This window comes from Kitasatospora sp. NPDC088346 (assembly GCF_044740765.1).
In the GTDB taxonomy this organism is placed as follows: Bacteria; Actinomycetota; Actinomycetes; order Streptomycetales; family Streptomycetaceae; genus Kitasatospora.
The window spans coordinates 40,998-64,124 of sequence record NZ_JBIURH010000014.1 but is presented as its reverse complement, the minus strand read 5'-3'; the positions used below and the strand labels follow the sequence as shown (position 1 = coordinate 64,124).

The window sequence follows — 23,127 nt, the reverse complement described above, 5'->3', positions numbered from 1 at the left end:
GCTGGCGTTCGCCGCCACGGCCGCCGCCTCGCTGGCCGGCCTGCTGATGGCCACGCTGGGCGCGACGCCCTCGCAGGCGGCCGTCGACAACCAGTCCTGTCGCCCCGACGGCATGTACAGCACGCCCGGCGTGGACGTGCCCTACTGCAGCGTCTACGACACCGCGGGCCGCGAGAAGATGGGCGCGGACCACCAGCGCCGCATCATCGGCTACTTCACGGGCTGGCGCACCGGTCAGGACGGCACCCCCGCCTACCTGGTGAACAACGTCCCCTGGGACAAGGTCACCCACCTCAACTACGCCTTCGGTCACGTCGACGGGGCGAACAGGTTGTCGGTCGGCACCGACTCGGCGACCAACGCGGCCACCGGCATGACCTTCCCCGGCGTGCCGGGCGCGGAGATGGACCCGACGCTGCCGTACAAGGGCCACTTCAACCTGCTGACCAAGTTCAAGAAGCAGTACCCGAACGTGAAGACCCTGATCTCGGTGGGCGGTTGGGCCGAGACCGGCGGGTACTTCGGTGACGACGGCAAGCGCGTCGACTCGGGCGGCTTCTACTCGATGACGGTCAACGCGGACGGCGGCGTCAACCAGGCCGGGATCGACACCTTCGCGGACTCCGCGGTCGACTTCATCAAGAAGTACGGCTTCAACGGCGTCGACATCGACTACGAGTACCCGACCTCGATGAAGGACGCGGGCAACCCGCTCGACACGTCGGTCTCCAACGCCAAGCGCGCCTCCCTGGTCAAGGGCTACGCGGCGCTGATGAAGACGCTGCGCGAGAAGCTGGACCGGGCCGGCGCCACGGACGGCAGGCACTACCTGCTGTCGGTGGCCGCGCCCTCCTCGGGCTACCTGCTGCGCGGCATGGAGACGTTCCAGATCACGCAGTACCTGGACTACGTCAACATCATGTCGTACGACCTGCACGGCGCCTGGAACAAGTACGTCGGTCCGAACGCCTCGCTGTACGACGACGGCAAGGACGGCGAGCTGGCGGCCGCCAACGTGTACGGCACCTCGCAGTACGGCGGCATCGGCTACCTCAACACGGACTGGGCGTACCACTACTTCCGCGGGGCGATGCCGGCCGGCCGGATCAACGTCGGCCTGCCGTACTACACCCGCGGGTTCAAGAACGTCACCGGCGGCACCAACGGCCTGTGGGGCACCTCGTCGACCACCACCTGCCCGGCTGGCGCGGGTCTGACGACCTGTGGCGACGGCGCGGTCGGCATCGACAACCTCTGGCACGACCTGGACACCAACGGCAAGGAGTCCCCGGCGGGCTCCAACCCGATGTGGCACGCGAAGAACCTGGAGAAGGGCGTCGTCCCGGACTACCTGTCCAGGTACGGGCTGACCGACACCGCGCTGCAGGGCACCTACAGCCGCAACTACAGCTCCTCGCTGGTGGCGCCGTGGCTGTGGAACGACAGCAAGAAGGTGTTCCTGTCCACCGAGGACGAGGAGTCGGTGGCGGCCAAGGCCGACTACGTGGTCAACCAGGGTGCCGGCGGCACGATGATCTGGGAGCTGGCCGGAGACTACCGCTGGGACGCCACCGCCAACGGCGGCAAGGGCGAGTACGTGCCGGGCTCGACGCTGACCTCGCTGATGTACGACAAGTTCAAGGCGGCCTCGCCGTACGGCGCCGTCCGCTCCACGATCGCGCTGCCCACGCAGACGCTGCCGATCGACGTGTCGTTCACCAACTTCGCGCTGGGCGACTCGAACTACCCGATCAACCCGAAGATCCACATCGTCAACAACTCGGCCCAGACCCTGCCGGGCGGCACCGAGTTCCAGTTCGACTACTCCAACGCGGCCCCGGGCAACGCCAAGGACCAGTCCGGCTTCGGGCTGACGGTGATCCGGCAGGACCACACCGCGGCCAACAACGTGGGCGGCCTCAAGGGCACCTACAACCGCGTCTCGGTGAAGCTGCCGGGCTGGCAGTCGCTGGCGCCCGGTGCCTCGGTCGACCTGGACTTCGTCTACTACCTGCCGGTCTCGACCCCGGCCAACTGGACGGTCGACGTCGGCGGCACGCTGTACGGCCTGGCGGGCGACCTGACCCGCGGCGCGACCGGCGGCGGCACCGCCTCACCGAGCCCGTCGCAGTCCGCGAGCCCGAGCGCCTCCGCCAGCCCCTCGCCGTCCGCGAGCCCGAGCGCCTCGGCCAGCCCCTCGCAGTCCGCGAGCCCGTCGGCCTCCGCCAGCCCCTCGCCGTCCGCGAGTCCGACCGGCGGCACCTGCGCCGCGCCGAGCTGGAACGCCGCGACGGTCTACGCCACCACCGGCACCAAGGTGTCGTGGAAGGGCCACCAGTACAGCAACAAGTGGTGGACCACCAATGAGGACCCCTCGACCACCGGTCAGTGGGGCGTCTGGAGCGACCTCGGGGTCTGCTGACCCGGGGTGACGAACGGCGGTGGCGGTCGACCCGGTCGGGGGGTCGGCCGCCACCGCTCCGTCGTGTCCGGGACGCCCCGGCCGGGCCGGGCCGGAACCCGGGGCCGGACGGCGGGGCCGAAACCCGCTCGCGCACGGCAACCCGGGCTGGGACGCTGGCAGCTCCCCGACCCCCGGAGCCCCACGATGTCCGAGCAGCCGCTGCGCGCGGTCCGTGCCGCGTACGACGCCACCGGCCTGGTGGTGTACCAGGCGTACTCCGCCGCGATCGCCGGACCGGCGTCGGCGGCGGGGACGTTCGTGGCACCGTTCAAACGGGACCGGATGACCTGGATCAAGCCGTCGTTCCGCTGGATGATGTACCGCTCGGGCTGGGGCACCAAGGAGGGGCAGGAGCGGGTGCTGGCCGTCCGGATCCGCCGGGAGGGCTTCGAGTGGGCGCTCGGCCGGGCCTGCCTGAGCCACTACGACCGGGACCGTCACGCGTCGGCCGCCGACTGGAAGGCCCGGCTGCGGGAGAGCCCGGTCCGGGTGCAGTGGGACCCGGAACGCTCGACCCGGCTCGGCCCGCTCCCGCACCGCGCGGTCCAGATCGGCCTGAGCGGCCCCGCCGTGCACCGCTACGTCGACGAGTGGATCCTCGGGATCGAGGACGTCACGGCCCTGGCCCACGAGGCCCACGCCCTGGTGCGGGCCGGCCGTCCGGAGGCGGCCGACGCGCTGATCCCCGCGGAGGCGCCGTACCCGCTGCCCGCCGCCCTCGCGGCGCGGATCGGCGCCACGGGCTGAGCCGGACCGGCCGGGCCGACCCGGCTCAGTGCTCCAGGTCGGCGCGCATGGCCGTGAACTGCCGGGCGGCCTCGGCGGGGGTGGTCCGTGGGAAGAGGGCGACGGCGGCGGTGGACGCGTCGGTCCAGCCGCAGATGACGTCGGTGGTGGGCGCCTTGGGCAGCGAGAGGCACTCGACCGAGCCGCCGAGCGGGCCGGTCGGATAGGGCTCGGCGGTGGTCGGGTCGCCGGTGGAGCCGTTCTGCAGGGCGTAGTCGATCAGGCCGCGCCACAGGTGCTCGCGGCGCTTGCCCGGGTCCTCGGGGACGGCGTCGACGCCGAGGAAGAGGACCGGGCGGCCGGTGGCGGCGGCCCGGTAGGTACCGGCCACCAGGTGCATGCCGTCGCGCATCTCGCCGGGGTCGATCGGCACGTCGGAGAGCGCGCCGGCCCCGGTCACCGCGGGGAGGCCGCCGGCTCTGGCGGCATGGACCAGGGTGCGCCGGTCCGCCGCCGCGGACGAGCCGCTCGGAGCGGCGGCGGTGGCGGTGGAGTTGGTAACGGCGGTGGCGGTGGTCGGGGTGGCCGCGTCCGCCCCGGTGTCGGCGCCTTCGGGATCGCAGGCGGTGAGCGCGAGGGCGGTCACCAGCGCCCCGGCGGCGAGCAGCGTGCGGGCGGTACGGCGGCTCGGGGTCGGCAGGGTCGGCACGGCGGTCTCCCGGGGGTGCGGCGGGGCGTGGAACCGGGCTGCTGGACCCGGTGCGCAGCACGCTAGCGGGGCCCCGGGCACGGCGGCCGGCCGATGCCCGTTCCCGGACGCCACCGGGACATGACGGTGACACGGCTCGGCGGCCCGCCCGGAAGGACCGGGGGACCGCCGACGTGGTGGGCCGTCAGGCCGCGTCGGGCCTCAGCCCGCGTCGATCTTCAGGTCGCGGAGCAGCTTGGCGACGTGGCCGGTGGCCTTGACGTTGTACAGCGCGCGCTCGACCTTGCCCTGCTCGTCCACGACGACGGTGGAGCGGATCACGCCGACGTAGGTGCGGCCGTAGTTCTGCTTCTCGCCGTACGCGCCGTAGGCCTCCAGCACGGCGTGGTCCGGGTCGGCGACCAGGGTGACCTTGAGGTTCTCGGTCTCGCGGAACCTGCCGAGCTTCTCCGGCTTGTCCGGGGAGACGCCGATGACGTCGTAGCCGGCGCCCGCGAAGACCTCCAGGTTGTCGGTGAAGTCGCAGGCCTGGGTGGTGCAGCCGGGGGTGAGGGCGGCCGGGTAGAAGTACACGATCACCTTGCGGCCGAGGTGGTCGGCGAGGGACACCTGGTTGCCGTCGGCGTCGGGCAGGGTGAAGGCGGGGGCGGTGTCGCCGGCCTGGAGGCGCTCGCTCACGGTCGATCTCTCCTCGTGCGTGGACTGGGTGGTCGTGCCACGGCAAACCTACCTCCGTTGGTGGGTGGCACTGCGCGGCCCGGACCGGGAGCTGACAGACTGGCCCTGTCGTACCGGACAACGGCAGGAAGAAGAGGGGTGGCCCGCGTGGGCGAGGCGAGCACGAAGGACAAGGCGGCCCGGTCGACGGCGCAGATCGAGGCGGACATCACCCGGACCCGTGACCGGCTCGCGTCGACCCTGGACGAGCTGGCGATGCGGGTGCACCCGTCGACCATCGCCGCCCAGACCAAGGCGAAGGTGCTGTCCTCGGTCGAGCAGAAGGCCGGCCGGGCGTACGTCGCGGCGAGCGGCGCGCTGGACCGGGTGAAGGAGCAGTTCACCGACGAGAAGGGCCGGCCGCGCCCGGAGCGGATCGTCCCGGCCGCGCTGGTGGGCGTCGGGGTGCTGCTGCTGGTGGCGTCGGCCCGCAAGCGCCGCAAGGACTGAGTACGGTCGGGTCGGGGCCGGGCGGGGGTTGTGACCCGCCCGGCCCCGTGCTGTTGCCGGGGTGGCACCACCCCCGGCGGCCGGGACGGGTACGGTCGGTGGCGTGAGCAAGAACGACGAGCTGAGTGCGCAGCACGATGAGCCCCGCCACGACCGGCTGGGGGAGAAGCTGCCGATCCGGATGCTGCACGACCGGGTGCTGGTGAAGATCGAGGGCAGCGAGGGCGAGCGCCGCTCGACCGGCGGCATCCTCATCCCGGCGACGGCTGAGCTGAGCAAACGATGCGCATGGGCCGAGGCGGTGGCGGTCGGTCAGAGTGTGCGCTCGGTCGAGCCCGGTGACCGGGTGCTCTACGACCCGGAGGACAAGCTGGAGGTCGAGGTGCGTGGCACCACCTACGTACTCCTGCGCGAGCGTGACCTGCACGCGGTGGCGGCGGGGCGTTTCGGTGACACGGAGGGCTCGACCGGCCTCTACCTGTGAGGTGCCGGCTGCCCCGGAGCGGGTGATACCGGGGCGGGTGATACCGGGGCGGGCGATACCGGGGCGGCGCTCGATCTGAGCGAGGGTGAGACGGCCTCCGGGGCTCGCGTCCAAGGACCGACCATCTCCAGGTACAGGGCTGTGAGCTGGCCGACGACCTCGACGATGTCGTACCGGTGGACGGCGCCGGGCGGAGGGAACGGAAGGCACTGGCTGTTCAGCGACAGGTCACCGAGCCTCTGCGCGTAGCTGCGGCCGTCCGATGCCTCCGCATGGGCTTGCGGGGCCTCTGCGCTGGGAAGTTCCTCCAGCGCGGGGCCGCTCGAGTACAGCACGGGAAGCCCCGCCGCCAGCGCTTCGAGCAGGGCCAGTCCGAAGGTCTCGACGACCGAGGGTGCCGCGAACACGTCCATGGCTGCCAGGAGCCGGCGGACGTCGGCCCGTTCGCCGGCGAACACGGTACGGTCCACCACTCCGAGCTCCGCGGCCTGCTGTTGCAGGGTGCCGCGGCTGGCACCATCGCCGACCAGGAGCAGCCAGGGCACGCGCCCGCCCGGGGTTTCCGGCATCTGTGCGAGCGCGTCGATCAGCACGTCGAAGCGCTTGCCCGGCACGAGACGGCCGACGCCACCGACGACGTAGGCGTCGAGCGGGATTCCCAATTCCTCACGGACGGCCCGGGCAGCGAAAGCGCGCTCCTGCTCCGACATGGAGAAGTGCGCCGCATCGATGCCGTTCGGGATGGTCCGGATCTTCCGCTCCGGGATCCCCCATGCCTGAAGCCTGCCTTCGACCGCTCTCGAAACGGCGACGGTGTGCTTTCCGAGGTGCTCGGTGAGTTTGTAGAGGGCCTTGACACCACCCGTGATCGTGCGCCCCTCCAAGGAACTGTCGAGCAAGGAGTGTTCGGTTGCGACGATGTTGCGGACACCTGCCAGGCGCGCCGCCAGCCTCCCGTAGACGCATGCGCGGTAGAGGTGTGTGTGGACGATGTCAAAATTCCCCTGTCGGATGAATTTTGAAATCTTGTACAGTGCCGGAATATCGCGGTTCCCGCGCATTCCGAGGTGGGTCACCCGCACGCCGTCCCGTTCGATCCCCTGCGCGACGAGTCCGGGGTTCTCCAGGGTGAGGACTTCGGACTGGACCTCTGGGGGCATGTTGCGCAGGAGCAGCCGTAGCTGCAGTTCGGCTCCACCCGATGCCAGGCCCGTGATGATATGAAGAACCCGCATGTGACATCCTCTCGCTCCGTACTGCGTGACACGCGGCCCGGTGATGCGGAAATGAAGTCCCGTCCGCTCCGATATTCCTCCGTCGGAGGGTGGGCGGTCCGGCAGGACGGTCAACTGATATCGCTGGACCGGACGGCGTCCATGTATCGGGGCCGGCATGCGCGCTTGGCCGACATTCGCAGGAATCCGTCACGCTCCCCCACGTAGGAACGTGGAATCGTCCAGTCGTTGAACGGGCCGGGCGGGTTCGTCGTGCATGCGTATCCGAACCCCGCCGCGCGGACCTCGGCCTCCACCGCCGAGTCCACGGCGCCGTACGGGTAGCAGAAGCCGTCCACCGGTTTGCCGAGCAGATTTTCAAGATCAGCCCTGCTGCCCCAGACCTCCTCCGCCACGGCGGCGGCCGGTAGGTCCGTCAGGCGCGCATGCCGGCGTCCGTGGCACCCCACGTCCACTCCCTCGGCGGCAAGGTGGAGGACCTGGTCCGCGGTCATCAGGGGATGGCGTGGAGCCCCATTCTCGACGTCCCATTCGTTATGTGACCCGAGCAGGCCGGAGATGATGTAGACGGTGGCTCCGAATCCCCGGTCCCGCAGCCTCGGAAATGCGTTCTGGTAGAAATCGAGATAGCCGTCGTCGAAGGTCAGGCCCACCATCTCCGAGGCATTCTCAGAATTTTGCTCGCGCAGCAGTTCCGCCATGCTGACGCCCCGGAGGCCGCAGCGTGCGAGCCAATCCATCTGCTCCTCGAACCTGGCCGGACTGACGCTGATCCGGAAGGGGTCTCGGTCATATGAACCGATGGAGTGATACATCAAAATCCATGGGATTCTCCTCCTGTCGCATGATTGATTGCGGCGTGGGAGGATCGATCGCCCGTTTGAATTTCGAGACTGGGGTAGCATGCATGGATTATGGCACGGTCGGGCCTTTGATCCGGCCCGCCCGGTGGCTCCGTGGGTCCGATTGGGACGACGACTCTCCAGGTCGGTTTGCGGTGAATGCCCTGCTCCAGAAATCTGACAGAGTCACCGGCCCGAGAGGGTGGATCACCGGAGCGGTGCGTTGTCGGGACTTCATTTCATCGACCGGATAATCGACCCGGTGTGATCCTGATAGCGGCCGGCGGAGTGGCCGACGAGCCGACCGCTATTGCCGCCGCCCCTCTCGGGCCGGGGCGGCGATCTTTCGGGCGGAGGCCGCCCGTCCGGGCGACAGCAACCCGGATCCCTGCCCGGCGCCGCCGCAATGGCCGTGATCCGGGACCAGGACTTCCACCGCGCCGCGAACCCCCGACGCCTCTCCGTCGGCCGAGGCGGCAGGCGCGCCCTGGTCGCGGTTGTGCACAAGCCCGGCGACACCGAGAGGGCGTCCGGCCTGTCCTCGTAGGCGGCGGGTCGGGGCGCCGGCGGGTCGGGGTGCCCGGCCGGTCAGGGCGCCCGGCCGGTCGGCGGGTTGCCGAAATCCTGCTGCGCCGGGCGATCGGTGGCGATACGGTCGAACCCCACATCTGAACAGCGCCTCGGACCAGCTCCGCACGTCGCCCCGGTACCCCCGGGGGCCCGACGGTCGGGGCCGTTCCGGCTGCCCTCCCGATGTCGCGCGTTTCTGCAGGCGTCGGTCCGGTGGCGCTGTCCGGGGCTGTGGACGACCCTGCTGCGATAAGTCGACAAGGAGATATTGTGACGTTAACAGCGCAGCTCAGAAGGGTGGACGGGGGCTCCGCGCAGCTCTACCTCGCGGTCGCCCGGGGCGCCTTCCGCCGCTACTCGACCTACCGGGCCGCCACCCTGGCCGGCGCCTTCACCAACACCGTCTTCGGCTGCATCCTCGCCTACACCTTCCTCGCCCTGTGGCAGGCCCGGCCGGGCCTCGGCGGGTACGACGCCCGGCAGGCGGTCAGCTACATCTGGATCAGCCAGGCCCTGCTGGTCACCGTCGCGGTCTGGGGCGGCGGCTTCCAGGACGACGTGCAGGACCGCTTCCGGACCGGTGACATCGCCGTCGACCTGTACCGGCCGGTGGACTTCCAGGGCTGGTGGCTGGCGAGCGACCTCGGCCGGGCGGCGTTCCACCTGATCAGCCGGGGCGCGCTGCCGACCGTCTTCGGCGCCCTGGTCTTCCGTACCCGGCTGCCGGCCGACCCCGCCGTCTGGGCGGCCTTCCTGCTCTCGGTGCTGCTCGCGGTGGTGGTGAGCTTCGGGCTGCGCTTCCTGGTCTCGCTGACCGGCTTCTGGCTGCACGACTCGGAGGGCGTGCGGGCCGTGATGCTGGTGGTGTCGATGTTCTTCTCCGGCATGCTGCTGCCGCTGGCGCTGTTCCCCGGCTGGCTCGGCCGGATCGCCGTCGAGCTGCCCTGGGCCGCGCTGATCTCGGTGCCCACCGACGTCCTGCTGGAGCGCCGGACCGGGGCCGCCCTGCTGGCCGGCCTGGCGTTCCAGGCCGTCTGGGCGGTGCTGCTGCTGGCCGCCGGCCGGGGCGTCCAACTGCTGGCCACCCGCAAGGTGGTGGTCCAGGGTGGCTGAGACGGTGCTGGAACGGACGGGTTGGGCGCTGCGCTCGTGGTGGCTGGTGGCGGCGATGTGGACCCGCTCGGTCATGGCGTACCGGGCCTCGTTCACGCTGATGCTGCTCGCCAGCACCGCCACCAACTCGCTCGACTTCGTGGTGCTGGTGCTGATGTTCCGGCACACCGACACGCTCGGTGGCTGGACGCTGCCCGAACTCGCCTTCCTGTACGGCACGTCGGGCCTCGCGCTGGGGACGGCCAACCTGCTGGTCGGCAGCATCGACGCGCTCGGCCAGCGGATCCGGGCCGGCACCCTGGACATCGTGCTGATCCGGCCCGCGCCGGCGCTGGCCCAGCTGTGCGCCGAACGGTTCTCGCTGCGCCGGCTCGGCCGGCCGTTCCAGGCGGGGGCGCTGCTGCTCTGGTCGCTGAGCGGGCTGCCGGTGCACTGGACGCCGGACCGCCTGCTGCTGCTGCCGATGATGCTGGTCAGCGGGACGGTCATCTTCGCCTGCGTCTTCATCGGCGGCGCCAGCGTGCAGTTCTGGTGGGACGAGGCCAAGGAGCTGCAGAACTCCTTCACCTACGGCGGCGCCACCATGCTCCAGTACCCGCCCACCATCTTCGCCAAGGAACTGGTCGCGGGCACGGTCTTCGGCCTCCCGCTGGCCTTCGTCAACTGGCTGCCCGCACTGCGGATCCTCGACAAGCCCGACCCGCTCGGCCTGCCCACCGCCTTCCAGTTCGCCTCGCCCCTCGCCGCCGCGCTCTGTGCGGCGGCCGCGGCGCTGGCCTGGCGGGCCGGCCTGCGCGCCTACCGCGGTACCGGGAACTGACATTCAGGACAAGGGAGTTGCAGATGGCTCTGATCGAACTCGAAGACGTCCGGCGGACCTTCACGGTACGCACCAGGGCGGGCCGGCTCCGCCGGGAGAAGCGCGAGGTCCGGGCGGTGGACGGCCTGAGCTTCACGGTCGGCGCGGGCGAGTGCGTCGGCTACATCGGCCCGAACGGCGCCGGGAAGTCCACCACCATCAAGATGCTCACCGGCATCCTCGTCCCCAGCTCGGGCCGGCTCACCGTGGCCGGCGTGGACCCGGCCCGCGAACGCACCCGGCTGGCCCGCCGGATCGGCGTGGTGTTCGGCCAGCGCACCACCCTGTGGTGGGACCTGCCGCTGCGCGACTCCTACGAGCTGGCCCGCCGGATCTACCGGATCCCCGACGGCCGGTACCGGGCCAACCTCGCCCGCTGCGTCGAACTCCTCGACCTGGGCGACCTGCTGGACATCCCGGTGCGCCAGCTCTCGCTCGGCCAGCGGATGCGCGGCGACCTGGCGGCCGCGCTGCTGCACGACCCGCAGGTGCTCTACCTGGACGAGCCGACCATCGGCCTCGACGTGGTCAGCAAGGCGAAGGTCCGGGAGTTCCTGCGCGAGGTCAACACCGAGCAGGGCACCACCGTGCTGCTCACCACCCACGACCTCACCGACATCGAGCAGCTGTGCGGCCGGGTGATGGTGATCGACCACGGCCGGGTGGTCTACGACGGCGGGCTCGGCGGCCTGCACGCCGCCGGGGAGAGCGAACGGACCCTGGTGATCGACCTGGCCGAGCCGCGGCCGGCGATCGAGGTGCCCGGTGCCCGGGTGATCAGGGTGGAGGGCCCGCGCCAGTGGCTGGCCTTCCCGGCCCAGGCGAGCGCGGCGCCGCTGCTCGCCTCGGTCGCGGCCCGCTACCCGCTGGTCGACCTCTCGGTCCGCGAGCCGGCGATCGAGGACGTGATCGCCCGGATGTACGCGGAGGTGCCGATCGGCTGACCCGCCCCGGACCCGGCGGGCGGCGCGGCGCCGGCGCTGATCCGTTGGGGTGAGCGCAGTAACCGGCCCCCCGCCACGGCAGTTGTCACCGGGTGACTCTGCCAGCGCGGGAGGTACCGATGACCGTACCCGACGTCAGTGTCGTGATCGCCGTCCGCGACGCCCTGCCGCACCTCGTCGACTGCCCGGCCTCGCCGGCCGGGCAGACCGTCGGGGCCGGGCGGATGGAGGCGGTGGCGGTCGACGGCGGCTCGACGGACGGCAGCGCGGCGGAGCTGGAGCGCTTCGCCGCGCTGCACCCCGCCCTGTTGGGGCCGCGCCCGTCGGCCCCGGCGCAGCCCGACCCCACCGCCCCCATGGCCCCCACTGCCCCCAGCGCCCCCACCGGCCCCGCGGAGCCGGCCGAGCGGGTCGGCTTCACCGACTCGGCGCTGCCCTGGGCCCCGACCCTGACCGACGCCAGGCTCTTCCGCCGCGAGCTGATCACCCGGCACGGCCTGCGGCGCCCGCCGGAGCTGCCGGTCCACGCCGACCGGCCGTTCACCGTCGCGGCCCTGCTGCACGCCGGACGGATCCCGGTGCCGGCCGACTACGGCCACCACCACCGGGCCCACCGCCCCGACGCCGACCCCGACCGCCGGGCCCCGGCGCGGGGCGCGATCCGCCGCCGGTACCTCGGCCGGGAACTGCCGCACCTGCTCCAGCAGCCGTTCCCGGCCCTGGACGCCCCCGCGCAGCAGGCGGTCGTCCGGGAGATCGGGCGACCGGTGGACCGGTACTGCTCGCCCGGCCTGTTCGTCGGGCTGCCGGTCGCCGACCGGCTGCGGCCGGCGCTCGCCCAGCGCGGCGAACTCGGAGCGCTGCGCGGCCTGGTCGCCCACGAGGCCGTCCACGGCCCGCCGCCCGAGGTGCGCCGCGGCGGGCGCGGGTACGTGGGCCACCCGGTGTTCCGGCAGGCCGGACTCGCCCTGCCGGACGCCCTGTTCGAACTTCCCGGCGGGCCCGCCGTACGGCCGCCGGGGTGGCGCCGCCTGGTGCCGCGCCAGGTCAGGCGCGGGGCACGCGGGTGGCGCCGGGCCGGGCGGGACGCCCGGCCGGTGAAGGCGGCAGGGAGCTGAACATGAGGGACATCTGTGTGGTGGGCCTGGGCGCGATCGGCCTGCCGCTGGCGGTGCAGTTCGCGTCGAAGGGGCACCTGGTCGCCGGGGCGGACCCGCAGCCCGAGCTGGTGGCCGCCGTCGCGGCGGGCCGGTCGCCGTCCGGGCCGGAGGCCGAGCTGGCGCAGCGGCTGGCGGAGGTGGTCGCGGACGGCCGGCTGCGGGCCACCACCGACACCGCCGCCGCGGCCGCCGGCGCGGAGGCGATCGTGATCGTCGTACCGCTCACCACCCATCCGGAGGGCGACCCGGACTTCTCCGCGCTGGACGCCGCCACCGACGCGGTGGCCGGCGGGCTGCGCCGCTCCACCCTGGTCAGCTACGAGACGCCGCTGCCGGTCGGCACGCTGCGGGGCAGGTTCGCCCGCCGGCTGGAGGCCGGGTCCGGGCTGGTCGCGGGCCGTGACTTCGGGCTGGTGTTCAGCCCCGAGCGGGTGCGGGCTGGCCGGATCCTGGCGGACCTGCGGCACTGCCCCAAGCTGGTCGGCGGGATCGACGCGGCCTCCACCGAGCAGGGCGTCGAGTTCTACCGTTCCGTCCTGGACTTCGACCCGCGGCCGGACCTGGAGCGCCCCAACGGGGTGTGGCCGCTGGACTCGGCCGAGGCCGCCGAGTTCGCGAAGCTCGCCGAGACCACCTACCGGGACGTCAACATCGCGCTGGCCAACCAGTTCGCCCGGTACGCCGACCGGGTCGGGGTCGACCTCGGCCAGGTGATCGAGGCGTGCAACTCGCAGCCGCACGGCCATCTGCACCGGCCCGGCATCGCGGTCGGCGGCCCCTGCCTGCCGGTCCATCCGCGGCTCTACCTGTGGAACGACCCGCACGCCGGCGTGGTCAGGGCGGCGCGGGAGGCGAACGAGGCGGTGCCCGGGTACGCGGTCGGGCTGCTGGAGGGGGCGCTCGGCCCGCTCGGCGGGGTCGGCGTCGGGGTCCTCGGCGCCTCGTACCGCGGCGGCGTCCGGGAGACCGCGCAGTCCGGGGTGTTCGCCGTGGTCGAGGCGTTGCGGGCGGCCGGGGCCGAGCCGTACGTCAGTGACCCGCTGTACGGCCCGGAGGAGCTCGCCGCGCTCGGGCTGCCGGCCGACGAGGGGAAGCCGGTGAGCGCGCTGGTGATCCAGGCCGACCACCCCGAGTACCGGGAGCTCGGCTCGGTGGACTTCCCCGGTGTGAGGGTGCTGCTGGACGGCCGGCGGATCACCGATCCGGCCCGCTGGGAGGGCGTCCGGCGGATCGTGCTGGGCGGCGGTGGGGTCTGAGTCCCGGACCGGCGGGCGGCGGGGCAGACTGTCCGGGTGACCCTTGATCAGAGAGTGAGCCAGGACGAGCCGCCCCGGCCCGCCCCCGGTGTCAGTTTCACCGCCGCGGACGAGGAGAAGCGCCAGGGCGTGCGGCGGATGAAGGCCTTCGCGACCGGCCTGCTGGCCTTCGCCACGCTGGTGTTCGCGCTGGCCACCTGGGCCGACGCGGCGGGCGCGGGGGCCTGGGCCGGTTACGTCGCGGCGGCCGCCGAGGCCGGCATGGTCGGTGCGCTGGCCGACTGGTTCGCGGTCACCGCGCTGTTCCGGCGGCCGTTCGGGCTGCCGATCCCGCACACCGCGATCATCCCCACCAAGAAGGACGCCTTCGGCCGCTCGCTCGGCGACTTCGTCGGCGACAACTTCCTCTCCGCCCCGGTGGTCAGGGCCCGGCTCGGCGCGATCGGCGTCGCCCGGCGGCTCGGCGAGTGGCTGGCCGCCCCCGGCAGCGCCGAGCGGGTCACCAAGGAGGCGGCGGCCGCGCTGCGCGGGGTGCTCGCGGTGCTGCGCGACGAGGACATCCAGGCGGTGGTCGGCGAGGCCGTCACCCGGCGGGCCGCGGCGACCTCGGTCGCCGAGCCGGCTGGCCGGCTGCTGGCCCGGGTGGTCGGGGACGGCGGCCACCACGGCGTGGTGGACCTGATCATCGTCCGGGCGCACCACTGGCTCTCCGTGCACCACGAGGAGGTGGTGCAGCGGGTCACCGCCAAGACCCCCGGCTGGACGCCGAAGTTCGTCGACCACCAGGTCGGCGAGCGGGTCTACAAGGAGCTGCTGCGCTTCGTCACCGACGTCCGCGACGACCCCGCGCACGCCGCCCGCGGCGCCGTCGACAACTTCCTCGCCGAGTTCGCCACCGAACTCCAGCACGACCCGGACACCATCGCCCGGGTCGAGCGGGCCAAGGCCGACCTGCTGGCCCGCGACGAGGTGCAGGACCTGATCGCCTCCGCCTGGACGGCCGTGCGCACGCTGGTGCTCACCGCGGCCGAGGACGAGGACAGCGAACTGCGGCGGCGACTGCGGGACGCGCTGCGCCGGCTGGGCCAGCGGCTGGCCACCGACGCCCGGATGCAGGCCAAGGCCGACGGCTGGCTGCAGGACGCGGCCCGGTACGTGGTGGAGACCTACCGGGAGGAGATCACCTCGCTGATCTCCGACACGGTGGCCGGCTGGGACGCCGCCGACGCCTCCCGGAAGATCGAGGCCAACGTCGGGCGCGACCTCCAGTTCATCCGGATCAACGGCACCGTGGTCGGCGCGCTGGCCGGCCTGCTGATCCACACGGTGACCAGGGCCCTGGGCGGCTGAACCGGGCGGGGCCGGGTGATCCGTACGATGATGCGAGAGCTGTCCGGAATGCGACGAAGGAGCGTCAGGGTGCCTGAAGGAACGAGCGGAATCGAGGCGTTCATCGCCGGCCTGCCCAAGGCCGAGCTGCACGTCCACCACGTCGGCTCGGCCTCGCCCCGGGTGGTGGCCGAGCTGGCCGCCCGGCACGAGGGGCGGACCAGGGTGCCGGTGGACCCGGCGGCGCTCGCCGAGTACTTCACCTTCACCGACTTCGCGCACTTCATCGAGGTGTACCTGAGTGTCGTCGACCTGATCCGCGACCCCGAGGACGTCCGGGCGCTCACCTACGGTGTCGCCGAGGACATGGCCCGCCAGCAGATCCGGTACGCCGAGCTCACCGTCACCCCGTACTCCTCGGTCAGCCGGGGCATCCCCGACGTGGCCTTCATGGAGGCCATCGAGGACGCCCGCCGCTCGGCCGAGAAGGACCTCGGGGTCGTGCTGCGCTGGTGCTTCGACATTCCCGGCGAGGCCGGTCTGGCCGCCGCCGAGGAGACTGCCCGGCTCGCCGTCGACCTGGCCCCGGAGGGCCTGGTCAGCTTCGGCCTGGGCGGCCCCGAGATCGGGGTGCCGCGCCCGCAGTTCAAGCCGTACTTCGACCGGGCCCGGGCGGCCGGCCTGCGCAGCGTGCCGCACGCCGGCGAGACCACCGGCCCCGGGACGGTCTGGGACGCGATCCGGGAGCTCGGCGCGGAACGGATCGGCCACGGCACCCAGGCCGTACTGGACCCCGCGCTGATCGACCACCTCGGCGAGCACCGGATCGCCCTGGAGGTCTGCCCGACCTCCAACATCGCCACCCGCGCGGTCGAGCGGATGGAGGAGCACCCGATCCGGCAGATGGTCGACGCCGGGCTGCTGGTCACGGTGAACAGCGACGACCCGCCGATGTTCGGCACCGACCTCAACACCGAGTACGCGGTCGCCGCCCGCCTGCTCGGCCTGGACGAGGCCGGGGTCGCGGGGCTGGCCAAGAACGCCGTCGACGCCTCCTTCCTGGACGACGCGGGCAAGGCCCGGCTGAACGGCGAGATCGACGGCTACCTGGCGTCCTGGCGCTGAGGACCCGGCCGGCGGCGCCCCGGACAGGGGTGCCGCCGGCCGTCGTCGGGCCGGCCGTGGCCGGGGTGTTCGTCGGTCAGGCGGCCTCGGCGAGGACGGCCCGGGCCGGGGCGTCCCGGTGCAGCCAGGCGCGCTCGGCCGCCGTCCACGCCGTGGTGGTCAGCAGGTAGAGGCCGGCCGCCAGCGGGACGAGGGCGGCGAACAGCACGGTGAGGAACGACAGGTACGGTGCGAACGCCGCACCGGGCGCCGTCGTACCGGCCGAGAGCCGGCGCGCGCGCCGGAAGGAGGCGTAGCCGACGGCGGCCAGCGCCGCGTACAACGCACCGAAGACCACCAGCTGCGCCGGACCGTGCGCGGCCCCCACGTGCAGGCCGAGCGGGACGCCGAACAGGGTGTGGTCCAGCAGGTCGTTCGGGGAGGTGAAGAGCCGGTACATCACCGAGAAGAACGGGATCTGCACGAACATCGGCAGGCATCCGGCGAGCGGCGAGGACTTCTCCTCCCGGTACAGCTCGGCCATCGCGGCCTGGAGCTTCTCGGGCTTGCCCTTGTGCTTGCGGTTGAGCTCGGCGAGCTGCGGTGCGAGCCGCATCCGGGTCTTCTCGCCCCGGGCGGCGGCCCGGGCGAGCGGATGCAGGGCCAGCCGCACGGCGACGGTGAACAGCACGATGGCGAGCGCGGTCGGCATCACCCCGGCGAGCGACGAGACGACGTCGTGGGCCAGGCGGACAGCGGGGTCGAGCACGGCGAAAAGGGACATGGTGGTGCGAGCCCTCCGGGGGTCTCGGAATCTGCGAGAGGTCGGCGGAGGGCGGCCGCGCGGGGCCGTACGGACCAGGTGCTACGCGGCCGCCGGGGCCGCACCCGGCGCCCTGGGGCGGCGGCGGCCGCGGGCGTCCGGATCACGCTGGGGGAGGAAGGCGGTGCGGTAGGCGCGTCTGCGCAGCGCACCGCTGCGGACGGCGGCCGGCGCCCGGGCGCCGAGCAGCCGGGCGGCGGCCAGGGTGCCGGCGACGGCACCCGACAGCAGCACCACGGCGGCGGTGGCGGCGGCCACGGTCAGCCCGGGCGAGCCGGTCAGCAGCTCACCGGTCAGCAGCCGGAACACACCGAGGAGCAGCGCGACGACGGACACGGGCGGCCTCCTCGGGGATCGGTGCACGGACGGCTCCAGGCGATGGTACGCCGCCGGGCGCCCGAGCGGGCCCCGGACGCCTGGACCCACGTCGGACGTCCGCGGACCGGATCGGTCGTCCGCGGACCGGAACGCGTCGTGGACGCCGTCGGCCTCCGAGGGGCGGCTCAGCCGAGCCGGACCACCGAGCGGGTGGCGTCGGAGGACCGGGCGGCCTCCAGGACGGCGAGGGTGGCGACGGCGTCGCGAGGGTCGACCGGCGGCGGGTTCCCGGTGACGAGGGCGGCGGAGATGCCGGCGTAGTAGGCGGGGTAGTCGCCCGGATCGGTGGGGACGGGGACGGCGTCCTCGTCGGTCCCGAGGGTGCCGAACAGGTCCGGGGTGTCGGTGCCCCAGGGGGTGCCGTCGCCGGGGCGGCGGCCGGCCCGCAGGTCGGCCTCCTGCGGGTCCATGCCGGACTTGGTGTATCCGGCGCTGTCGCCGAGCACGCGCAGCCGGGGGCCGCCGAGCGGGGCGATGGCGCTGGTCCACAGGTGGGAGCGGACGCCGCCGGTGTGGGTGAGGGCGAGGAAGGCGTCGTCGTCGACGACCGCGCCGTCCCGGCGGGTGTCGATCTCGGCGTAGACGGTGTCGACCGGGCCGAACAGGCTGATCGCCTGGTCGACGAGGTGGCTGCCGAGGTCGTACAGGGTGCCGCCGACTTCCGCCGGGTCGGCGAGCTCGCGCCAGCCGGCCTTGGGCTTGGGCCGGAACCGCTCGAAGCGGGACTCGAACCGGTGCACCCGGCCGAGCGCGCCCTCCTCGACCAGGCGGCGGACGGTCAGGAAGTCGCCGTCCCAGCGGCGGTTCTGGAAGACCGAGAGCAGGGTGCCGGACCGCTCGGCGAACTCGCACAGGGCCAGCGCCTCGTCGGCGGTGGCGGCGAGCGGCTTGTCGACCACGGTGGCGAGGCCGGCCGCCAGGGCGGCGCGGGCCAGCGGGACGTGGGTCCGGTTGGGGGAGGCGATCACCACCAGGTCGAGGCTGTCGGCCTGGGCGAGCAGCTGCTCGGGGGTGTCCACGGCGCGGGCGCCGGGGTGTTCCCGGTGCAGCTGGGCGCGACGGTCGGGGTTGGCGGTGACCACCGCGTCCAGCCGCAGCCCGGGGGTGGTGGCGATCAGCGGGGCGTGGAAGGCGGAGCCGGCCAGGCCGTAGCCGATCAGGCCGACGCGGAACGTGGTGCGGGGCGAGCTGGTCATGCCCCTACTCAACCACGCGCCGCGGGACGCCGGATCGGCCCGCGCGGCCGACCCGGCGCGACGGCCCCGCCCGGTCAGCGGGCGTGGGCCCCCGGGCGGCGCCGGCGGCGGTTGATCACCACGACCGCGCCGCCGGCCAGCAGGAAGGCGGCGCCGACGGAAGCGGCCAGGCCGGTGGCACGGCCGGTGCCGGTCTGGGCGAGCTCGGTGCCGGAGCTGCGGGTGGTGTCCCCGGTGGCGGCCCGGGCGGTGGCCGCTGCGGGGGCGGCGTCCAGGGCGGCCGGCTGGGCGGCCGGGGAGAGCGGTGCGGTGGATGCGGCCGGGGCGGCGGACGCCGGGCCGGACCCGTCCGGCCCGGCCGGCGGGGCCGGGGCCACGGGCGCCGTCGAGCCGGTCGGGGCGGGCTCGTGGCTGTGCGTGGCGCCGCTGCCCGGGGCGGGGGTGGGCGCCGAGCCGGCCGGTGCGCCGCTGCCGTCGAAGACCACGTCGGAGCAGGAGTAGAAGGCCTCGGGGCTGTCCGAGCGCTGCCAGATCGCGTAGATCAGCTGGCGCCCCTTCTTACCGGCCGGCACCTTGCCGGGCAGCACGTACTGGCCGTTGGAGACGGTCGGGTCGGTGACGGTCAGGAACGGCGTGGGCTCCAGCGAGGACCACGCCAGCGGCTTGGCCGGGTCGTACCCGTCCTTGGTGATGAACAGTTGGAAGGTGCCCCGGTGCGGCGCGGTGACGTGGTACCGGAAGGTGAAGTCGGCGCCGGCGGTGAGGTTGGTGGCCGGCCAGTCGGCGCGGGCCAGGTCCAGCCCGGCGAACTCGGGATCGGCGGCGCTGCACAGCTTGCCGTCCGGGATCAGCTCGTGGTGGCGGCCGGCCGCGGTGCCGATCCGCACGGCGTTCCAGTCGTACATCGCCTGGGTGCCGCCGGCGGCGATCGCGGCCCGGCAGGCGTCGGACTTCGGGTGCTCGGGACCTTCCAGGTAGCAGCCCTCGACCCGGCTGAGGGGATTCTGCATCGAGCCGTGCGCCCAGGCGGTGCCGGAACCGAGGGTGCCGGCGAGGGCGCAGCCGGCGAGGGCCACGGCGGTGGCCGTGAGGCGGCGGACGGACATGGGCGGTGCTCCTTCGGGTGGTCCGTCCGGGCCGGGTGCGCGGGAGCGGCCGGGACGGCGGATGAGGGTGGGTGCGGGGGGTGCGGGGGTGCCCCGGGACGAAGCTAGCCGGGCCGGAACGGGAAATGACGGCTGCTCAGCGGTGTTAGGGGCGGCTTAATGCAGCCTTGAGGCGGCGGGCCCGGCGGCCGTGCGCGTCCGGTGGGCGGGCGGGTACTGCGGTCGGGCAGGTGTGCGGATTAGGCTGGTGCCGTTGGGGCAGCCAGCAGTGACCCGGCCGACCGGGTGCCCCGGGGCGGCGGGGTGCAGTTTCCGTACGACCACCGCACGAGTTCTGGAGACACGCACGTGGCAGACCGCAAGCCCATCGAATCGTGGCTGACCGACATGGACGGCGTCCTCATCCACGAGGGCACCCCGATCCCCGGCGCGCAGGAGTTCCTCCGCCGGCTTCGGGAGTCCGGCAAGCCGTTCCTGGTGCTGACCAACAACTCCATCTACACGCCGCGCGACCTCAGCGCCCGCCTCGCCGGGATGGGTCTGGAGGTGCCGGAGGAGTGCATCTGGACCTCGGCCCTGGCGACCGCCAAGTTCCTCAAGGGCCAGCGCCCGGGCGGCACGGCGTACGTGATCGGCGAGGCCGGTCTGACCACGGCGCTCTACCAGGCCGGCTACGTGCTGACCGACAACAACCCGGACTACGTGGTGCTGGGCGAGACCCGCACCTACAGCTTCGAGGCGCTGACCAAGGCGATCCGCCTGATCAACGCCGGTGCCCGGTTCATCTGCACCAACCCGGACGAGACCGGCCCGTCCACCGAGGGCGTGCTGCCGGCCACCGGTTCGGTCGCGGCGCTGATCACCAAGGCCACCGGCGTGGACCCGTACTTCGTCGGCAAGCCCAACCCGCTGATGATGCGGGAGGCGCTGAACACGGCCGGTGCCCACTCCGAGACCGCCGTCATGATCGGCGACCGGATGGACACCGACATCGTGGCGGGCATGGAGGCCGGCATGGAGACCATCCTGGTGCTCACCGGCCTGACCGCGGAGAACGACGTCGAGCGGTTCCCGTACCGCCCGACCCGGGTGGTCAAGTCGATCGCCGACCTGATCGACCAGATCTGACCGACCGGGACCGACCGACCAGATCCGACCGACCGGGACCGACCGGTCGGCACCCGAGGCCCCACCTCCCCTGCGCGGGGGCGGTGGGGCCTCGTCGGTACGAGGGGGAACCCGGGGCGGGCAACCGGCGGGGCCGGGCGGAGACGACCCCGGGAGCACCTGCGGGTCCGGCGTTCCGCGTGGTCGGGGGTGACGGCGCGGGCCGCGTAGTGTCGGTGGGGCTGTGTAGCGTTCTGTGTCGAAGGAAGTCGTGCGTCCGGGGCGGCCGTGCTGGTCCGCGTCCGGCGGTGGGAGGTTGATGTCGTGACGGATGTTGCCGAGGTGGCCGTGGGTGCCGGGCTCCAGGTGCCCGAGTCCTGGCGCGAGGTGCTGGCGGGCGAGCTGGACAAGCCGTACTTCGCCGAGCTGGACGCCTTCGTGGCCGCCCAGCGGGCCGAGCACGAGGTCTTCCCGCCGGCCGGGCAGGAGTTCTCCGCGCTGGAGGCGACGCCGTACGACAAGGTGCGGGTGCTGATCCTCGGCCAGGACCCGTACCACGACAACGGCCAGGCGCACGGCATGAGCTTCTCGGTGCTGCCCGGGGTGAAGACCCCGCCCTCGCTGCGCAACATGTTCAAGGAGCTGGACGCCGACCTCGGCGTCCCGGCCCCCGACAACGGCTACCTGATGCCCTGGGCCGAGCAGGGCGTGCTGCTGCTCAATGCGGTGCTCACGGTGCGGGCCCACGAGGCGAACTCGCACAAGGCCAAGGGCTGGGAGAAGTTCACCGACGCGGTGATCAAGGCGGTCAGCGCGCGCGAGGAGCCGGTCGTCTTCGTGCTCTGGGGCAACTACGCCAAGAAGAAGCTGCCGCTGATCGACACCGAGCGGCACGTGGTGGTCCAGGGGGCGCACCCCTCGCCGCTGTCGGCCAAGCTGTTCTTCGGCAGCCGCCCGTTCTCCCAGATCAACCAGGCGCTGGAGCAGTTCGGCAGCGAGCCGATCGACTGGCAGGTGCCGAACCTCTCGGCCTGACGCCGCGCACGGCCGAGCGGAGTGCGGTCCTGCCGCACTCCGCTCACCCGCACTCCGGGGTCCGGCCCGCGGCGCTCAGCTCGCGGTGCCCAGGAAGGACGCCCAGCCGCCGGCGGGCGCCTGGCCGACGCCCAGCGTCCGCAGCTTGCGGACGGTCGACTGGTCCTGCACCTCCAGCCACTCCACCAGCTGCCGGAACGACACCAGCCGGACCTCCGGCTTGGCCGCGATCGTCTTGATGGTCTCCTCGACGGCGTCCATGTAGATGCCGCCGTTCCACTGCTCGAAGTGGTTGCCGATGAACAGCGGCGCCCGGTTGGTGGTGTACGCGCGGTCGAAGCCGGCCAGGTACGCGTCGCGGGCCTGGGTGCGCCACTCCGCGTACCGGGCGGGGTCGCCCTTGGTGCTGCCGCCGGACTGGTTGGCGAGGATGTTGTAGTCCATCGAGAGCACCTGGAAGTTGTGCCCGGGGAACGGCAGCCCCTGGAGCGGGAAGTCCCAGATCTTGCCGTCCTGGACCTTCTGCGGCCAGATCTGCAGGCCGCCCGGCGAGCTGGCGTCGTACTTCCAGCCCAGCTTCGCGGCGGTCGGCAGCAGCGCCTTCTGCCCCTCCAGGCAGGGGGTGCGGGCGCCGACCAGCTCCTTGCGGTAGTCGAAGGGCAGCGGGTCGACGTCGGTGAAGCCGGTGTTGGTCCGCCACTTGGTGACGAAGGAGACGGCCTGCTCGATCTCGCTCTCCCAGTCCTCCGCCGTCCACTTGTTGACGCCGTTGCCGTCCGCGCGGGTCGAGCAGAAGTGCCCGTTGAAGTGGGTGCCTATCTCGTGGCCGGCCGACCAGGCCTGACTGATCAGCTTGACGGTGTTCTTGACCGCGCCCGCCGAGAGGAAGGGGATGTCGGAGGCGCCGGCCGGGTGCTTGGGCGGCTGGTAGAGGGAGGACTTCTCCTTGGGCAGCGTGTAGATGCCGGACAGGAAGAAGGTCATCGCGGCCTTGTGCTCGGCGGCGACCTTGAGGAAGCGGTCGAACTGCCCGTCGTCGGTGGCGCCGGCGCCGTCCCAGGAGAACACCACGAACTGCGGGGGCGCCTCACCGGGCTTCAGCTTCTCCGGCTTGGGCTGGTTGGGCTGGGGACCGGTGTCGGAGGTGGAACCGTCGCCGATCGGGGTGCCCTTGGGGGACTCCTTCGCGGTCGCGCTGCCCGGCACCCCCGAGCCCTTGCTGTCCGAACCGGGGAGCGAGGCCCGGCCGGACCCGCCGCCGCAGGCGGTGACCGCCCCGAGAGCCGCGGTGGCCGCCGTGGCGCCCAGCACTGTCCTGCGCGAGATGCTGCTCATGTGGTCTCCCCTGCCGCGATGAGTCCGACTGCTCGGCGAACCTCCGGGTGGCCCACAGGCTCACCGGAGGTCAAGTGATAGCAAAACTGGACATTTGATCCGTATTGGCACCCACAGGATGTCACGAGCGCCTGGGAGCGGTCAGCCTCGGGGTACCTGTCACCGGCTCACACGTACGGGAACCG

General features: G+C 72.8%; 22 protein-coding genes. 13 read left to right on the top strand and 9 right to left on the bottom strand.

The features are described from left to right. Nucleotide 1 precedes the first annotated feature (1 nt). Both ACIOFR_RS20050 and ACIOFR_RS20045 read left to right on the top strand, forming a co-directional pair. The gene (locus ACIOFR_RS20050) at nucleotides 2–2,422 is read left to right on the top strand and encodes a chitinase C-terminal domain-containing protein (RefSeq protein ID WP_400999209.1); all 2,421 of its coding nucleotides are present in this window, start codon (nucleotides 2–4) and stop codon (nucleotides 2,420–2,422) included. A gap of 186 nt (nucleotides 2,423–2,608) precedes the next feature. After that, entirely contained in the window at nucleotides 2,609–3,211 is a 603-nt protein-coding gene (locus tag ACIOFR_RS20045; RefSeq protein ID WP_400999028.1) for a DUF4291 domain-containing protein, read from the top strand. A 25-nt stretch (nucleotides 3,212–3,236) separates the two neighbouring features. Here the strand turns inward: ACIOFR_RS20045 and ACIOFR_RS20040 are convergent, their stop codons facing one another. Together ACIOFR_RS20040 and bcp are read right to left on the bottom strand one after the other, a co-directional pair. Continuing rightward, nucleotides 3,237–3,899, bottom strand: coding sequence for a hypothetical protein (locus tag ACIOFR_RS20040; RefSeq protein WP_400999025.1), 663 nt, complete (start codon nucleotides 3,897–3,899; stop codon nucleotides 3,237–3,239). Nucleotides 3,900–4,100: 201 nt separating this feature from the next. Next, the gene (gene bcp / locus ACIOFR_RS20035) at nucleotides 4,101–4,577 is read right to left on the bottom strand and encodes a thioredoxin-dependent thiol peroxidase (RefSeq protein ID WP_400999023.1); all 477 of its coding nucleotides are present in this window, start codon (nucleotides 4,575–4,577) and stop codon (nucleotides 4,101–4,103) included. Between the two features lie 138 nt (nucleotides 4,578–4,715). Between bcp and ACIOFR_RS20030 the strand changes: the two genes are divergently transcribed. Further along, entirely contained in the window at nucleotides 4,716–5,066 is a 351-nt protein-coding gene (locus tag ACIOFR_RS20030) for a DUF3618 domain-containing protein (protein WP_400999021.1), read from the top strand. 121 nt (nucleotides 5,067–5,187) lie between these two features. Next, complete coding sequence (locus ACIOFR_RS20025; protein ID WP_400999207.1) at nucleotides 5,188–5,550, top strand: GroES family chaperonin; 363 nt, start codon at nucleotides 5,188–5,190, stop codon at nucleotides 5,548–5,550. Here ACIOFR_RS20025 and ACIOFR_RS20020 read toward each other — a convergent pair. Then, nucleotides 5,541–6,785: a glycosyltransferase gene (locus ACIOFR_RS20020; RefSeq protein WP_400999018.1), complete on the bottom strand. Its 1,245-nt coding sequence runs from the start codon at nucleotides 6,783–6,785 to the stop codon at nucleotides 5,541–5,543. The two genes, ACIOFR_RS20025 and ACIOFR_RS20020, sit on opposite strands and share 10 nt — an antisense overlap. Before the next feature lie 110 nt (nucleotides 6,786–6,895). Then, nucleotides 6,896–7,486, bottom strand: a complete 591-nt coding sequence (locus ACIOFR_RS20015; protein ID WP_400999015.1) for a polysaccharide deacetylase family protein — start codon at nucleotides 7,484–7,486, stop codon at nucleotides 6,896–6,898. A 981-nt stretch (nucleotides 7,487–8,467) separates the two neighbouring features. Here ACIOFR_RS20015 and ACIOFR_RS20010 point away from each other — a divergent pair. The 7 genes from ACIOFR_RS20010 (at nucleotide 8,468) to ACIOFR_RS19980 (ending at nucleotide 15,983) form a co-directional block, all read left to right on the top strand. Then, nucleotides 8,468–9,310: an ABC transporter permease gene (locus ACIOFR_RS20010; protein ID WP_400999012.1), complete on the top strand. Its 843-nt coding sequence runs from the start codon at nucleotides 8,468–8,470 to the stop codon at nucleotides 9,308–9,310. After that, on the top strand, nucleotides 9,303–10,130 hold the full coding sequence (locus ACIOFR_RS20005; RefSeq protein ID WP_400999011.1) for an ABC transporter permease: 828 nt from the start codon (nucleotides 9,303–9,305) through the stop codon (nucleotides 10,128–10,130). The genes ACIOFR_RS20010 and ACIOFR_RS20005 overlap by 8 nt, the downstream gene beginning before the upstream one ends. A gap of 23 nt (nucleotides 10,131–10,153) precedes the next feature. After that, the gene (locus ACIOFR_RS20000) at nucleotides 10,154–11,113 is read left to right on the top strand and encodes an ATP-binding cassette domain-containing protein (protein ID WP_400999008.1); all 960 of its coding nucleotides are present in this window, start codon (nucleotides 10,154–10,156) and stop codon (nucleotides 11,111–11,113) included. A 119-nt stretch (nucleotides 11,114–11,232) separates the two neighbouring features. After that, entirely contained in the window at nucleotides 11,233–12,231 is a 999-nt protein-coding gene (locus tag ACIOFR_RS19995; RefSeq protein ID WP_400999005.1) for a hypothetical protein, read from the top strand. A gap of 2 nt (nucleotides 12,232–12,233) precedes the next feature. Continuing rightward, nucleotides 12,234–13,529: a nucleotide sugar dehydrogenase gene (locus ACIOFR_RS19990; RefSeq protein WP_400999002.1), complete on the top strand. Its 1,296-nt coding sequence runs from the start codon at nucleotides 12,234–12,236 to the stop codon at nucleotides 13,527–13,529. Nucleotides 13,530–13,565: 36 nt separating this feature from the next. Beyond that, nucleotides 13,566–14,879, top strand: coding sequence for a DUF445 domain-containing protein (locus ACIOFR_RS19985; protein WP_400998999.1), 1,314 nt, complete (start codon nucleotides 13,566–13,568; stop codon nucleotides 14,877–14,879). A gap of 69 nt (nucleotides 14,880–14,948) precedes the next feature. Further along, complete coding sequence (locus ACIOFR_RS19980; protein WP_400998996.1) at nucleotides 14,949–15,983, top strand: adenosine deaminase; 1,035 nt, start codon at nucleotides 14,949–14,951, stop codon at nucleotides 15,981–15,983. Nucleotides 15,984–16,059: 76 nt separating this feature from the next. Here ACIOFR_RS19980 and ACIOFR_RS19975 read toward each other — a convergent pair whose 3' ends face one another. The 4 genes from ACIOFR_RS19975 to ACIOFR_RS19960 form a co-directional block, all read right to left on the bottom strand. Further along, nucleotides 16,060–16,746 (bottom strand): YidC/Oxa1 family membrane protein insertase, encoded by a 687-nt coding sequence (locus ACIOFR_RS19975; protein WP_400998994.1) that lies wholly within the window; start codon nucleotides 16,744–16,746, stop codon nucleotides 16,060–16,062. An 81-nt stretch (nucleotides 16,747–16,827) separates the two neighbouring features. Further along, entirely contained in the window at nucleotides 16,828–17,121 is a 294-nt protein-coding gene (locus ACIOFR_RS19970) for a DUF6412 domain-containing protein (RefSeq protein ID WP_371497238.1), read from the bottom strand. 167 nt (nucleotides 17,122–17,288) lie between these two features. Next, the gene (locus ACIOFR_RS19965; protein WP_400998990.1) at nucleotides 17,289–18,359 is read right to left on the bottom strand and encodes a Gfo/Idh/MocA family oxidoreductase; all 1,071 of its coding nucleotides are present in this window, start codon (nucleotides 18,357–18,359) and stop codon (nucleotides 17,289–17,291) included. A gap of 74 nt (nucleotides 18,360–18,433) precedes the next feature. Then, a complete protein-coding gene (locus ACIOFR_RS19960; protein WP_400998987.1) occupies nucleotides 18,434–19,465 on the bottom strand; it encodes a lytic polysaccharide monooxygenase in 1,032 nt (343 codons plus the stop codon). A gap of 348 nt (nucleotides 19,466–19,813) precedes the next feature. Here ACIOFR_RS19960 and ACIOFR_RS19955 point away from each other — a divergent pair, with 348 nt between their 5' ends. Both ACIOFR_RS19955 and ACIOFR_RS19950 read left to right on the top strand, forming a co-directional pair. After that, on the top strand, nucleotides 19,814–20,593 hold the full coding sequence (locus ACIOFR_RS19955; protein ID WP_400998984.1) for an HAD-IIA family hydrolase: 780 nt from the start codon (nucleotides 19,814–19,816) through the stop codon (nucleotides 20,591–20,593). Between the two features lie 303 nt (nucleotides 20,594–20,896). Then, the gene (locus ACIOFR_RS19950) at nucleotides 20,897–21,607 is read left to right on the top strand and encodes a uracil-DNA glycosylase (RefSeq protein WP_400998982.1); all 711 of its coding nucleotides are present in this window, start codon (nucleotides 20,897–20,899) and stop codon (nucleotides 21,605–21,607) included. 75 nt (nucleotides 21,608–21,682) lie between these two features. Here ACIOFR_RS19950 and ACIOFR_RS19945 read toward each other — a convergent pair whose 3' ends face one another. Then, nucleotides 21,683–22,942 carry a hypothetical protein gene (locus ACIOFR_RS19945; protein WP_400998980.1) on the bottom strand — a complete coding sequence of 420 codons (1,260 nt, stop codon included), beginning with the start codon at nucleotides 22,940–22,942 and terminating at the stop codon, nucleotides 21,683–21,685. Nucleotides 22,943–23,127 lie beyond the last annotated feature (185 nt).